Source organism: Cryobacterium sp. N21 (genome assembly GCF_002929575.1).
Taxonomy (GTDB): domain Bacteria; phylum Actinomycetota; class Actinomycetes; order Actinomycetales; family Microbacteriaceae; genus Cryobacterium; species Cryobacterium flavum.
The window spans coordinates 220,892-234,119 of the sequence record NZ_PJJQ01000032.1; the positions used below are offsets into that span (position 1 = coordinate 220,892).

The 13,228-nt window shown below is 64.3% G+C and carries 12 protein-coding genes; 7 read left to right on the forward strand and 5 right to left on the reverse strand.

All coding sequences use genetic code 11. The annotated features are described in order from the left end of the window. Position 1: 1 nt before the first annotated feature. Positions 2 to 334, reverse strand: coding sequence for a hypothetical protein (locus CXY77_RS09720; RefSeq protein ID WP_092340984.1), 333 nt, complete (start codon positions 332 to 334; stop codon positions 2 to 4). Between the two features lie 206 nt (positions 335 to 540). On the opposite strand from CXY77_RS09720, the gene rpsO reads away from it, so the two are divergent. The 4 genes from rpsO (at position 541) to CXY77_RS09740 (ending at position 4,325) form a co-directional block, all read left to right on the forward strand. Further along, positions 541 to 810, forward strand: a complete 270-nt coding sequence (rpsO, locus tag CXY77_RS09725; RefSeq protein ID WP_092112143.1) for a 30S ribosomal protein S15 — start codon at positions 541 to 543, stop codon at positions 808 to 810. Positions 811 to 1,171: 361 nt separating this feature from the next. Continuing rightward, positions 1,172 to 2,686: an amino acid permease gene (locus CXY77_RS09730; RefSeq protein ID WP_092340985.1), complete on the forward strand. Its 1,515-nt coding sequence runs from the start codon at positions 1,172 to 1,174 to the stop codon at positions 2,684 to 2,686. Between the two features lie 87 nt (positions 2,687 to 2,773). Next, on the forward strand, positions 2,774 to 3,484 hold the full coding sequence (locus CXY77_RS09735) for a substrate-binding domain-containing protein (protein ID WP_104130000.1): 711 nt from the start codon (positions 2,774 to 2,776) through the stop codon (positions 3,482 to 3,484). Positions 3,485 to 3,503: 19 nt separating this feature from the next. Beyond that, positions 3,504 to 4,325 (forward strand): hydroxypyruvate isomerase family protein, encoded by an 822-nt coding sequence (locus CXY77_RS09740; protein WP_198412795.1) that lies wholly within the window; start codon positions 3,504 to 3,506, stop codon positions 4,323 to 4,325. On the opposite strand, the gene CXY77_RS09745 is transcribed toward CXY77_RS09740, so the two are convergent. After that, positions 4,315 to 5,265 (reverse strand): GAF domain-containing protein, encoded by a 951-nt coding sequence (locus CXY77_RS09745; protein ID WP_158252812.1) that lies wholly within the window; start codon positions 5,263 to 5,265, stop codon positions 4,315 to 4,317. The two genes, CXY77_RS09740 and CXY77_RS09745, sit on opposite strands and share 11 nt — an antisense overlap. 629 nt (positions 5,266 to 5,894) lie before the next feature. Here CXY77_RS09745 and CXY77_RS09750 point away from each other — a divergent pair. From CXY77_RS09750 to CXY77_RS09760, 3 genes are all read left to right on the forward strand, one after another. Continuing rightward, positions 5,895 to 8,183 (forward strand): polyribonucleotide nucleotidyltransferase, encoded by a 2,289-nt coding sequence (locus CXY77_RS09750; RefSeq protein WP_092340988.1) that lies wholly within the window; start codon positions 5,895 to 5,897, stop codon positions 8,181 to 8,183. Between the two features lie 167 nt (positions 8,184 to 8,350). Next, positions 8,351 to 9,208: an SGNH/GDSL hydrolase family protein gene (locus tag CXY77_RS09755; protein ID WP_092340989.1), complete on the forward strand. Its 858-nt coding sequence runs from the start codon at positions 8,351 to 8,353 to the stop codon at positions 9,206 to 9,208. Between the two features lie 51 nt (positions 9,209 to 9,259). Beyond that, positions 9,260 to 9,595, forward strand: a complete 336-nt coding sequence (locus CXY77_RS09760; protein WP_198412796.1) for a metalloregulator ArsR/SmtB family transcription factor — start codon at positions 9,260 to 9,262, stop codon at positions 9,593 to 9,595. 34 nt (positions 9,596 to 9,629) lie between these two features. On the opposite strand, the gene CXY77_RS09765 is transcribed toward CXY77_RS09760, so the two are convergent. From CXY77_RS09765 to CXY77_RS09775, 3 genes are read right to left on the reverse strand one after another with little or no spacing between them, the layout of a single operon-like run. Next, the gene (locus CXY77_RS09765) at positions 9,630 to 11,120 is read right to left on the reverse strand and encodes an NADH-quinone oxidoreductase subunit C (RefSeq protein WP_199181907.1); all 1,491 of its coding nucleotides are present in this window, start codon (positions 11,118 to 11,120) and stop codon (positions 9,630 to 9,632) included. Then, entirely contained in the window at positions 11,120 to 12,568 is a 1,449-nt protein-coding gene (locus CXY77_RS09770) for a proton-conducting transporter membrane subunit (RefSeq protein ID WP_092340990.1), read from the reverse strand. Before CXY77_RS09770 ends, CXY77_RS09765 begins: the two co-directional genes overlap by 1 nt. Further along, the gene (locus CXY77_RS09775) at positions 12,568 to 13,227 is read right to left on the reverse strand and encodes a hypothetical protein (RefSeq protein ID WP_092340991.1); all 660 of its coding nucleotides are present in this window, start codon (positions 13,225 to 13,227) and stop codon (positions 12,568 to 12,570) included. The genes CXY77_RS09770 and CXY77_RS09775 overlap by 1 nt, the downstream gene beginning before the upstream one ends. Between the last annotated feature and the right edge of the window lies 1 nt (position 13,228).

Sequence of the window (13,228 nt, forward strand, 5' to 3'; positions counted from 1 at the left end):
GCTAGCGGCGTGTTTTCTCCGGGAGGGGTGCCGTCGGGTCGGGCTCGGCGATGAAGACCAGTCCGCCGGCGCTGTTGGCCGAGAGCATGAGCGCTTCGATCCAGTCCCGATTGATCGACGGGATTCGGCTGCCGAAATACCGGTAGTAGAGCGTGCTCGTGGGGTCGAGCCAGATCGCGCTCCGGCCGCTGCCGACGTCGGCGGAATCGGTCCAGGTGAACACAAAACTTTCGCGCCGGCGCAGCTTGGTACTGATCACGATCTGCAAGTGCATGAGGGCGCGATCGTCGAAGGTGATCACGATGCCCGGATTGCCGTAAAGCAATGTACCCATACGTGCACCTCCTCGATTATTCCACCACTGTAGCGGTAGCCGGGGGAGGGGACAGACCCGCTCATCGCCGACAATTCCCGCAGCGTGACCGCGTCGGCCGACCACTCTGCTAAAGTATGAAGGTTGCCGTTCAACGGCCGCGGATAAAGAGAGCTCAGGCATTTGGCCAAGGGCACCGCGCAGTGAGAGAAAGGGGATCCCACTTTATGGCACTCGAACCAGATGCTAAGAAGGCGATCATCGAAAAGTACGCTACCCACCCAGGCGACACCGGGTCCCCGGAAGTTCAGATTGCAATGCTCACGCAACGCATTCTCGACCTCACCGAGCACCTGAAAGAGCACAAGCACGACCACCACTCACGTCGTGGCCTGCTTCTCATGGTTGGTCAGCGTCGCCGTCTGCTCGGTTACCTGTCGGACATCGACATCACTCGGTACCGCACACTGATCGGCAGCCTCGGCCTGCGTCGCTAATTACCGTGCAGCTCAACTGCACGTAGCGAAGCAGCGTTGACAACGCGAACTTCTTCTCAACGGGCCGTCACCTTGTAGGTGGCGGCCCGTTGAGTATACCCGAATGCAACACTCAAGGAGCGTGCATTCGGGCGTGACGACTGGGGCTACCCGCTCGCACTGGGCAATTTGCGTCAAACGGGCAGCGGATCCGACGCCCCCGTGCCCCCGCACCTGCTGTCGGCGGCCGACGAGGCCGTGACACTCTGCCCACGCCTGGCGCTCTCCCCTCATGCTGTTCCGCCGCAGCCAAGCGCCAGACGGGGGTAGAACGGGGTTGCTAGCATAAGGGGTTGGCAATAACGAACGGATACCACAACGCATGAGTCTCTGGCGCACCAAGAGTATTGAAGATTCGATAGCAGACTCGCTGGAGAAGGGCCACAGCCTTAAACGCACCCTCGGTACCTGGGACCTCATGATCATGGGTGTCGCCGTGGCCGTCGGAGCGGGAATTTTCTCGGTCGGCGCCAAGGCCGCCGGCAGCTACGCCGGGCCCTCGGTCACCCTGGCCTTTCTGCTGGCGGCGTTCACCTGCGCGCTGGCGATCATGTGTTACGCCGAATTCGCCTCGGCCGTGCCCGTCGCCGGCTCCGCCTATACCTTCACGTACGCCACCCTCGGAGAGTTGCTGGCCTGGATTATCGGCTGGGACCTCATCCTGGAGATGCTCACCGCGGCCGCAGTAATCGCGAAATACTGGGGTATCTACCTGAGCACAGTGTTCGACCTGGCCGGCTGGAACGTCCCGGCCACGATCCCGGTGCTCGGCCTGGACGTCAGCTGGGGCGCCTTCGTCATCGTCGCGATCTTCACCACGCTGCTCGTGCTCGGCACCCAGCTGTCGGCCCGGGTCGCGAGCGTGTTCACGATCATCAAGGTCGCCATCGTCGTCTTCGTCATTATCGTCGGCGCCTTCTTCATCAACACGGCAAACTACAGCCCGTTCATTCCAGCCGAGGTGCCCACGACGGGCGGCGATGGTGATGTCTGGATGCAGTCCTTGTTCTCCTTCATGACCGGTGCAGCTCCCGCCCAGTACGGCCTGTTCGGCCTGCTCGCCGGTGCGTCCCTGGTGTTCTTCGCGTTCATCGGTTTCGACGTCGTGGCCACGAGCGCCGAAGAGGTCAAGAACCCGCAGAAGACTCTGCCGCGTGGCATCTTCGCGGGGCTCGCCATCGTCACGGTGCTCTACCTCGGCGTGAGTCTCGTGCTCACCGGGATGGTGCCGTACACGGTGCTGGCCGACGACCCGAACGCATCCCTCGCCACGGCCTTCGTCGCTGTCGGTGCCGGCTGGGCTGCCCAGGTCATCTCTATTGGAATCCTGGTCGGTCTCACGACGGTGATCATGGTGCTGCTGCTCGGCCTCTCCCGGGTGCTGTTCGCGATGAGCCGCGACGGCCTGCTGCCGCGCTGGCTGAGCGTGACGAGCGAGAAACGCCGCACTCCGGCGCGCATTCAGATTATCTCCGGCGCCGCCGTCGCTGTGATCGCCGGCCTCACCGACGTGGGTGTGCTCGAAGAAATGATCAATATCGGCACACTGTCGGCATTCGTGCTGGTCAGCATCGCCGTGGTCGTGCTGCGCAAGAAGCGCCCCGACCTGCCGCGCGCCTTCAAGGTACCGTTTTCACCGGTGCTCCCGATTCTCTCTGCCGTGCTGTGCATCTGGTTGATGCTGAATCTCACGACCCTCACTTGGGTGCGTTTCGCGGTCTGGTTGGTCGTGGGCTTCATCGTGTACTTCGCTTACGGACGCAGCCACTCCGTGCTCGGCATCAAGCAGCGTGCGGCCGCCAGTAACACTCCGGTCGACTCCTCCAAGCCGCTATAGGATACAAACTACCCCTATAGTTGGAGTGCGTCGGCAATATGTTCTCGCTCGGCCAGAAGTTCCACCAACGACGGCAGGATGTCTATCATGAGCAACCCGATCGACACGAAACCGAGCGTCATACTGTTCAGCGGCTTGGCGACTCAGAAGGCCCTCGAGGCCGAAATCTTCGCCGCGTTCACGACTGAAACAGGCATAGCGATCGATGCCCACTTCGACCCGACCACCGAACTGCAACGCCGCTTCGCGGCCGGCGAGCGGCCGGACATTGTCATCGTCGCTACCCCGGCCCTCGCGAGTCTGGCGGCCGACGGTGTCATCGACCCCTCAACCGTCGTCCCCCTGGTGACGACCGGCATCGGAATCGGCGTGGCCGAGGGTGCCGACAAACCCGATATCTCTACCGTGCCGGCGCTCACCAGCGCACTGCGCAACGCCCGTTCGGTCGCCTACTCTCAGGCCGGTCAGAGCGGCATCTACTTTCGCACCCTGATCGAGCGACTCGGCATAGCCGCTGAAGTGGATGCCAGGGCCACGCCACTCGCGAAGGGGTTTACCGGCGTGGCCGTCCGTGACGGCCGTGCTGATCTCGCGGTGCAGCAGCTCAGCGAGCTCGCCTTCGTGCCCGGAATTGCCATTGTCGGACCATTCCCCGACGAGGTCCAGCACCTCACCGAATTCGCAGCAGCCCTGAGCAACGCGGCGGCGGCGAAGCCGGAGGCGCTGGCGTTGCTGGAATTCTTGAACGGTGACGTCGCCCGCGCCGCCTACGAACGTAGCGGTCTTCGCGCCGTTTAGTGGCAAGTTGCATCCGCAGATGACTGTCGACGGAGAACAAACCATGCGCGAACTCATTCCGCTCCGCCTGGACGCGAACCTCAAATGGCTCTTCACGGAACGACCGTTTCTGGAACGCTTCGATGCCGCGGCCGCGGCCGGTTTCGCCGGCGTCGAATACGCGAACCCCTACGACTTTCCACTCGCGCAGTTGCGCCGGTGCTTGGCGGACGCCGGGTTGCACCAGGTGCTGATCAATACGCCAGCGGGTGCGAGCTGCTCTCTGACGAGGTTCGGCTACGCCTGCCTGCCTGACGCGGTTGGCGAATTCCGCGATGGCATCTCCCGATCCTTGGAATACGCCACTGGTCTCGGTGCGACGCGCATCCACGTCATGGGCGGCCTCGTGCCCGAGGGTGTGCGGTGGGATCGCGCATTCGCGACCTATGTCACCAACCTGGCCTGGGCGGCCGAGCAGGCGGCGTCGACCGACGTCATCCTCGTGCTCGAAGCTTTGAATCAGGGAGATGCTCCCGGATTCGTGCTCGAGTCCGTAGAGCAGGCCGCTTCGGTCGTTGAAGCCATCGGCAGCGAGTCCCTCGGAATCCTCTATGACGTCTACCACGCCCAGGTGCAGCAGGGCGATGTGATCAGCCGCCTGCGAAATCTCTTTCAGCACGTTGCCCACGTGCAGATCGCCGACCCGCCCAGCCGGACTGAGCCGGGCACCGGCGAGATCGGCTGGAATTCGTTCTTTGCCGAACTGCGCACTCTTCGTTATGACGGATGGATCGGCCTGGAGTATCGGCCAGCCAAGGAGACCGTCGCTGGCCTGGCCTGGCGTGATGCCTTTACGATCTGATCGCCTGCAGTTCGTGCTGAATTATGAGGGCCAGTTGCCGCAGGAGCACGATGTCAGTATCCGCACGACTGCGTGGTTTTGGGTCGAACACGCAGAGAATTCCGATTCGTTCACCCGACGGTGATTCGATCGGAAAACCCGCGAAAAATCGCATGAACGGCGGACCCGTTACGTAGGGCTTGCCGCGAAAACGCTCGTCTGTCTCGGTATCGCCCACGACGAGTGCTCCCGGCTGGATAACGACCGTCGCCGACATCGAATCGGATCTCGCCGGATTGACACCCGTGGGCCCAACACTTGCCACCACTCGCAACCCGGAATGGTCGCGAAGCACGAAGGCCGCGGACTCGGTACCGAAGGACTGTTGCGCCAACGCGAGGACAGGATCAAAGCGGGTCTCTCGCAGGTGTGATTCCACACCGGCTTCGACTTCGGGCGGCGCTGTGATCTGCACCGGACTGACCATATTCGACCCGTGGCGGTCGCGGACCAGATCGAGTCGAGCGGCCATTTCGTCGGCGAGAAACTCTCCCCATAACCGGTAATCCGTCGAATTACGGTACCGGCCCGAGACTATGAAGGCGTTATCGATCAGGGGAAGATAGACCGAATGCGGCACGGTTCGGCAGACCCGTTCCGTCCGCACGTTCAGCCGTCGTGCGTGCGTGTTGGCGACGGAACCCAACAGGCTATCAAATACGGGGACCGTTCGAATCGGCTGAATGCCCATGACGTAGATTTTCGTGCTGTCGAGAGTGTCCCGCTCCAGGGACCGGAGCAGTCGGCCCATGTTTCGTTCCCACGACTTTTCCGAGGTGAGCGTCACCGCGTCGTTGACACCGACGAAGACGACGACCGCCTGGAACCGGCCCAGGGCGTGTCCCGCCAGCAGATTCGGAAGTCCTTCCAGACTCCCAAAAGGGTCGGCGACCAGCGTCACGTCGACACCGCACCCCGTTCGAGCCGATAGCGCACGGGCCAGTGACCCGGGAAGGGCAAGGTCGTGGCTGCTGACGCCCCAGCCCGAAGCCGGGCCGCTGCCGAGAATGAGCACACGATCGCTGTTGGCCCCGGGTGCGTGCGCCTCGGGGGTGCCGGTGGGGCGCGGAACGCTCGCGCTGTCCTGGCGAATGAATTCCATCCAGGCGCGCATGATTCCGACAACCAGCAGTCGTCTGAGTCCCTGCACCGTCGCACCCTCATTTCAGTCCCTATCACTTTGCCCGAGACTCCGACCGTGCCCGCCGACTTGGTGGCACCAGTTCGGGGTCGATTCTGTGTCTGATAAGCTTGGTAACGGTCCTTCTTCGGAAGCGGCCGAGCAACCGGAGCGCAACTGGCAGGAAGCTGGTCCTCGGTGGTGGTTTCCCAGACTCGCGTATTTCAGGCGCGCAGCTTCTGGTGAATTTCTACTGGTGGCCAGCAAAACGACAGTGTTTACACAGAGATTGTTGAAACGCGGCTTAGTCCTGCCTGGTCGAGCTCCTCGTCCCACTCGCCTGTCATACGGGCACGCGAGCCTTCGTCGCCAGCATGGCGAGAAGCAAACTTAAAGGAGAAAACCCCCACATGGAGGGTCCAGAAATCACGTTCGCCGAAACCGTTATCGATAACGGCAAGTACGGCAAGCGCACCATCCGCTTTGAAACCGGGCGTCTCGCCCAGCAGGCGCAGGGTTCTGCCGCCGCCTACATTGACGAAGAGACGATGCTGCTCTCCGCCACGAGCGTCAGCAAGCAGCCGAAGGACAACTTCGACTTCTTCCCGCTCACCATCGACGTTGAAGAGCGTATGTACGCCGCCGGTCGCATCCCGGGCAGCTTCTTCCGTCGTGAAGGTCGTCCCTCGACCGACGCGATCCTCACCTGCCGCCTGATCGACCGCCCGCTGCGCCCGTCTTTCGTCGACGGTCTCCGCAACGAGATCCAGGTCGTCATCACCGTTCTGGCCATCGAGCCCGACGAACTGTACGACGTGCTCGCGATCAACGCGGCCTCCATGTCGACCCAGCTCGCCGGCCTGCCGTTCTCCGGACCGATCGGTGGCGTTCGCGTTGCCCTCATTCCCGACGAGAACGGTGGCGGCCAGTGGGTTGCCTTCCCGAAGCACTCGCAGCTGGATGATGCCGTGTTCAGCATGGTCGTCGCCGGCCGCGTTGTAACGGACGCCGCCGGAGTGCAGGACGTCGCGATCATGATGATCGAGGCCGAAGCCACCGACGCCGCCTGGAACCTGATCAAGGGTGGCGCCATCGCGCCGAACGAAGCCGTCGTTGCCCAGGGCATCGAGGCTTCCAAGCCCTTCATCAAGCAGCTAGTCTTCGCGCAGCAGCAGGTAGCGGATGCCGCCGCCAAGCCCACCGCGGACTTCGCCCTGTTCCCGCCCTACCAGCCGGCCACCTACGACGCCGTCGCGGCGCTGTCATACGACCAGCTGGGGACGGTCTACACGATCGCCGACAAGGTCGAACGTCAGAACGCCGACGACGCGCTCAAGGCATCCGTCAAGACCGCCATCGCGGCCAAGGTCGACGCCGGCGAGCTCGACGCGAGCGCCAACAACCAGGTCAACGCGGCCTACAAGTCGGTCACCAAGCTCGTTGTGCGCTCACGCGTGCTCAACGAGGGCATCCGCATCGACGGTCGTGGGCTGGCAGACATCCGTCCGCTCGACGCCGAGGTTGCGGTCATCCCACGCGTACACGGCTCGGCCATCTTCCAGCGCGGCGAAACCCAGATCCTGGGCGTCACCACCTTGAACATGCTCAAGCTCGAGCAGTCGATCGACTCGCTGAGCCCGGTCACCAAGAAGCGCTACATGCACAACTACAACTTCCCGCCCTACTCGACCGGTGAAACCGGTCGCGTCGGAACGCCGAAGCGTCGCGAGATCGGCCACGGAGCGCTCGCTGAGCGTGCCCTGGTTCCCGTGCTGCCGACGCGTGAGGAATTCCCCTACGCCATCCGTCAGGTTTCCGAGGCGCTCAGCTCCAACGGATCCACCTCGATGGGTTCCGTCTGCGCCTCCACCCTGTCCCTGCTGAACGCCGGAGTGCCGCTGCGCGCCCCGGTCGCCGGTATCGCCATGGGCCTGATCAGCGACACCGTCGACGGTCAGACCCGTTATGCGGCACTAACCGACATCCTCGGCGCCGAAGACGCCCTCGGCGACATGGACTTCAAGGTCGCCGGCACGAGCGAATTCATTACCGCGATCCAGCTCGACACCAAGCTCGACGGCATCCCCGCCTCGGTTTTGGCCGGCGCGCTGACGCAGGCGAAGGATGCCCGCACCACGATCCTCTCCGTGCTGAACGCGGCGATCGACGCTCCCGACGAGATGGCGCCCACCGCGCCGCGCGTCATCAGCGTGCAGATCCCCGTTGACAAGATCGGCGAGCTGATCGGCCCGAAGGGCAAGACGATCAACTCGATCCAGGACACCACCGGTGCCGACATCTCGATCGAGGAAGACGGCACCGTGTACATCGGTGCCGTTGATGGACCGTCGGCTGAGGCCGCACGCGCCCAGGTCAACGCCATCGCGAACCCGACCAACCCCGAGGTTGGCGAGCAGTTCCTCGGAACCGTCGTCAAGATCGCCGCGTTCGGTGCCTTCGTTTCTCTGCTCCCGGGCAAGGACGGTCTGCTGCACATCTCTGAGGTGCGTAAACTTGCTGGTGGCAAGCGCGTGGAGAACGTCGAAGACGTGCTCGGCGTCGGCCAGAAGGTTCTCGTGGAAATCACGAAGATTGATGACCGTGGAAAGCTCTCGCTCGCCCCGGTACTCGAAGAGGCTGCTGACACCGAGGGTCGCGCTGCGGCCTCCGACAGCACAGACGCTTCGACCGAGGTCTAGTACTTACGAAGACCGGTCCCAATAGATCTCCCGATCACCTCTCGCCAGGTCGGTCGGGTAGACGGAAGGCCCGCACTGCTTGCAGTGCGGGCCTTTTCGCGCGCGGCCCGAATCTGAGTCGTTGACAACGCCTTGCGGGGTCTGATGACCGGGTCTACTTTCGCGGCATGACAAATCAACGATTAGTTTTACGATTCCTGCAACGCCTCGGTGCCGTCGCTGTACTCACGGGCGCCCTGCTCGCTGGCGCGGTGAGCGCCCCGGCACTGGCTGAGACCAATTCCGGTCCCGCAGCCTCGGTTGGCGCATCCGCTCCCGGCTATGTCGCCCTGGGCGACTCATTCACCTCTGGTCAGGGCGCGCCGCCGTACATGTTCGACGGCACCGCTTGCCTGCGTTCCAAGCGGGCGAGCTACCCGATCTTCTCGGCCGTAATCAGCCCCTATCGACTTGTGTCGAATAATGCCTGTTCCGGGGCCAGCACAGCGGATATCCCGGCTCAACTTCTCGGAGTGAGCCCCAGTACCGCCCTCGTCACCCTCACCGTTGGCGGCATCGATGCCGGCTCCAACGTCGTGTTGGCGGCCTGTGCGCCCGACCCGGCCAGTCCGGTTTGCCTCGGTGCAATCAACAACAGCGTGGCTCAGCTGAGCGTTCTCGCTCCCAAGCTCGTGGGCACGTATGGCCTGGTAGCGGCAACGCTGCCGCAGGCGAAGATCGCGGTCTTGAGCTACCCGCGCCAGTTCAAGCCCGGATTCTCCCAGCTGGGCGATGTACTCAATGGGGCCACAGACGCGCTGAACACGGTGATTGCCGGATCCGTCGCTGCGATGGCGATCCCGCGCATCCGCTTCGTTGATGCCTCGCAGGAATTCGCCGCGCACGGTGTAGGTTCGCGAGTACCATACTTCGCGTTTGATCCGCTGAACCCATTCGCGTCGGCCAACTTTCACCCGAACGCCCTCGGCAACAGCCTCGGCTACGCGCGTGCCCTCGTGAATGACGGGCTGCTGCGCCGCAGGTGAGAGCGGCCCTATCTAGTTGAAAGAATTATAAGGTAACGATATACTAAACTTGTGTTGTCTTCAGGTTTGCCCGCTGCCCAATTGAAGTCCGACTTGTTCAAGTCGCTCGGGCATCCGTTGCGCGTGCAGGTTTTGGAACAGCTCGTCGCCGGCGAACGCTCGGTGGGGTCACTCGCCGAAGCACTCGGCTGCGAGCTGTCCAACCTGTCCCAGCAGCTGGGCGTACTGCGCCGTGCCGGCGTCGTCGTCACCCGCCGGGAAGGTAACTCCATTTTCTATGCCCTGCGCGACCCGAGCGCGGTTGAGCTGCTGGCCGCGGCCAAGCGTATGGTGCTGGCCAACCTCACCGACTCGCACGCCCTGCTCCGCCACCTCGAGCAAGAGTAGTTGCTGCTTTGGGCCCGAACGGGCCTGAGCCGGCCTACAGGTCGTTGCCGGCGTAGGAGAGGTTGAAGCTCTTATTGGCCAGCGGAAAGTCGGGAACAATGGTTTCCGACAGGGCATCCGGTACGGCCGGCCAGTTCAGGAACGACGGGTCGACGACCTTGACGCGGGCGAGCGTGCCGTTGGCGGCGAGTTCAACTCGGTGGGTTGCCGTTCCGCGCCACGCTTCGACCAGGGCGAGCCCGGTGCCAGCGCTCGTCGGGTTCACGCTGAACGCGGTTCCGGTGTGGCCCTGCAGGCGTCGGAGCAGGTCGACGGCGACCGCGGTCGACACCTCGACCTCGCGGGCGCGCACGGTGTACCGGGCGAGCACGTCGCCGCTGTCTTCGGTCACGACGTGAAAGACTTCGCCGAGATTGACGAACGGATGCTCGTTGCGGGCATCCGTGTCGATACCCGACGCGCGCGCGACGTAGCCGAGCGTTCCGATCTGGGTCGCGTGCGCGTTGGAGAGCCGGGCCGTGCCGGTGAAACGGCCGCGCACGATGGCATGGCCGAGCGTGATGCCGGCCAGTTCGGCCATGGCTGCGGCAATGCGCACCAGATCGGCGGCTTCGGGGAGCGCGTTCACACGGGTGCCGCCGACGCTCAGCGCACCGCGCAGGAGTCGGTGTCCGGTGACCGACTTATTGATGCGCAGCAGCTGCTCACGGAGCCCCTGGGCGTGCGCGTCAATGATGCTGAACCCCACGTCGTTGGCCAGGGAACCAAGATCGGTCACGTGGTTGTAGAGACGCTCGAGTTCCAGAAGCAGAGCACGCAGCAGCCGGTCGGGCTCCGACACCTCGATACCGGCGGCCTGCTCGACAGCCATGACGAAGGCGAGGGAGTGACCGACGGCGGTGTCGCCGCTGATCTGCTCGGCCAGAAGCACGCCTTCGCCCGCAGTCTTGCCCTCGAACACCTTCTCGACACCACGGTGTAGGTACCACTGGCGGGCTTCCATGTGCACGATGGTCTCGCCGACGACCGAGAAGCGAAAGTGGCCGGGCTCGATGATGCCGGCGTGAATCGGACCGACGGCGATCTCATAGACGCCGGGGCCCTCAACCGGCACGAAGGGGAATGACTCGACGTCGGGCTCGAACTCGGGCACGATGGCGTTGGCGCGCAGCATCGGGTACCAGCCGCGCGGCCAGTGGCCGTGGCGAACCAGGCGGTGCGGTTGCGGGTGGTTGCGGGGAACGACGCCGTACAGGTCGCGGATGCCTCGCTCGAAGTTGCCGGCCGGCAGGGAGATCTCGGCGAGGCTGGGAATCCAGGCATCGTCCCGCGGCACAGTGACCACCAGGTCGGCCCGCAACGATGCGGCCCCGACGAAGGAATAGACGATGCGAAAGTGGTCGTCGTCTTCGTGGCAGGCGACCAGGGCCAGCCTGCTGCCGGCATCGAGCAGCGCCCCGGCGGCGGCCGGCAATTCCGCACGGTCGAGGTGGCGGAGTTCGCCCGGCATTAGTTCGTCAGCCATTAGTTGGTACCTCCGAGAACGGCTGTGGCCTGCAACAGTAGAGTGCCGACCGGTTCGGCCACGAAAGCGATCGTGGCTGTCGTGACCAGGGCCAGGATGATCGGCAGGCGCGGGCCGTGGGTCGAATAGTCGGGTGTGAACGCGGCGCCGTCCGGGGGAGCGCCGATGGTCATCTGCACGGTGAGGCGGGTGAACGCGGCGAAGATCACCAGAAGCAGCACGAGGGCCGCTCCGACGACGCCGCCCAGGCCCACCGACCAGCCAGCCATGATGATGCCGACCTCGGAGAAGAAGATGCTGAACGGGGGAAAGCCGACGATGGCGGCCATGGCGATGAGCCAGGGTACGGCGAGGCCAGGCCGTCGCACCAACAATGCGCGCACGTCCGAGATCACAGGGGTGCCCTCGACCTTGAGGATACGACCGGAGATCACGAACAGGGTTGCCTTGATCAGGCCGTGGCCGAGAATGTACAGCAGCACCGAGGGGAGCGCGGCCGGGCCGATCGCCACACCGATCGCCATCAGGCCCATGTGTTCGATGCTGGAGTAGGCGAGCATCCGCTTGTAGTCGCGTTGGCGAATGAGCAGTGACGCGGCCACGAGCAGGGAGAGCAGGCCGCCGATGCTGAGCATGGTGCGCAGAAACTCCGGGCCGATCACGAGGTTGGTGATCGACTGGATGCGCAGGATGGCGTAGAGCGCGACCGAGAGCAGCACGCCCGACATGAGGCCGGAGACCGGAGCTGGGGCCTGGCTGTGGGCATCCGGCAGCCAGCTGTGCATCGGGGCGAGACCCGACTTGGTGGCGAAACCGAGCACGGCCAGGGCGCCGCCGGCGGTGATCAGCGCCGGGTCGAGGCCGCGGTCGGCCTGGCTCAGGAGCACCCAAGACAGGGTCGGGGTGTCGGTACCGACCGAGGCAGCGTAGATCAGCACGATACCCAGCAGCGCGATGGCCACACCGACCGAGCCGAGGATGACGTATTTCCAGGCTGCTTCGAGGGACCGGCGGGTGCGGTGGTGGCCGACCAGGAATGCGGTGGCGATGGTCGTTGCCTCAACGGCGGCCCACATCAGGCCGATGCTGTCGGCCAGCACGGCGAGTGACATCGCGGCCAGGAACAAGGCGATGAGCGCCTCGTAGCCGGCGGCATCCCTGGTGCGGCTCGACGCCGCGCTGCTGAGGCCACCCCAGGTGGAGATGAGTCCGACCGCTCCGACGACGCTGAGCATGTAGGCCGAGAGGGCGTCGGCACGCAGCATGCCGCCGCCGCTTTCGAACACGGCACCGTCGAGCACCGCGCTGACCAGCAGCAGGCCGGAGACGAGCACCGCGCTCGACGCGGCGACTCCGACGAAACGGCGCAGTGCCGATCCGCGCAGCAGCAGGCTGAGGCCGGCGAAGGCCAGTGGGCCGACCAGGGGAATCCACAGAACAAATGACATCAGTCGTGCAACTCTCTGAGCTGATCAACGGCAGTGCCGCCGAACTTGGTGCGCATGCGGCCGGCGAACACGTGCAAAATGAGCACGACCAGCAGAACGTCGAGGGAGACTGCGAACTCGAGCAGAATAGGCACGCCGCCGCTGGTCAAAAAGGCGATGGTGGCGATGCCGTTGTCGAGCAGCAGAAAGCCGATGAGCTGGGAGCGCGCACGGCGCCTGCTGATCAGCAGCAGAAAGCCGATGAGCACCATGGCCAGGCCGATCGGTGCGGCGTGGCCGGTCTCACTGTCGCCGAGGCCGAAGACGCGGCTGACCACGACGTAGCTGAGAATCGTCAGCAGGGTGACGGCGAGCAGCGCGGCGGTCGGGTTGAGTCGGGGCGATTCCTGAATCTGCTTGATCGACGCCTTGGACTGGTGAGCGAGCACCCAGGGCAGGCCGACGCCCTTCACCGACAGGATCAGCAGCGACACCAGCACCAGTTCGGACTCGCCCTCGGCGATGCCGATCACCGCCACGAGCGCGGCGAGGGCTACCCCCTGCAGGGCGAGCAGGCGAATCGAGGCGAGCAGGGAATGACGCCAGACCATCAGCGCGCTCGTGAGCAGCAGGGCGCCGGTGCAGAAGCCGATCAGTTGGGGATAGAAAGTTTCAAACACG